This window comes from Pseudomonas sp. SIMBA_068 (genome assembly GCF_046534705.1).
GTDB classification, from domain to species: Bacteria; Pseudomonadota; Gammaproteobacteria; order Pseudomonadales; family Pseudomonadaceae; genus Aquipseudomonas; species Aquipseudomonas putida.
Window position 1 is genome coordinate 1 of record NZ_JAWRYI010000803.1, and the last position, 262, is coordinate 262.

Genomic DNA, 262 nt, shown 5'->3' on the forward strand with positions numbered 1-262 from the left:
GACGGTTCCTGGGCATACATGTTCAAGCGTCAGACCCATGCGCCGGCAAATGCGGAGCGAGGTTTCGATTGCAGCAAAGCCGCCACGAATGTTGAACACCTCATATGCAAAAACCCGGATCTGATTAAGCTGGATGCAACCGTCAATCGTGGTTACGTTGCGATGTTGCTAACCGATTCGAAAGAAATTTCATATCAGGACCCAGTGCGATTGGATCAAATCAACTGGGTCACGATGGTGCGGAATTCTTGCCGTGATAACG

General features: G+C 50.0%; 1 pseudogene. It reads left to right on the plus strand.

The annotated features are described in order from the left end of the window. Window positions 1-18: 18 nt before the first annotated feature. A pseudogene (locus tag SB756_RS31520) lies at window positions 19-262 on the plus strand (hypothetical protein); the annotation flags it as partial.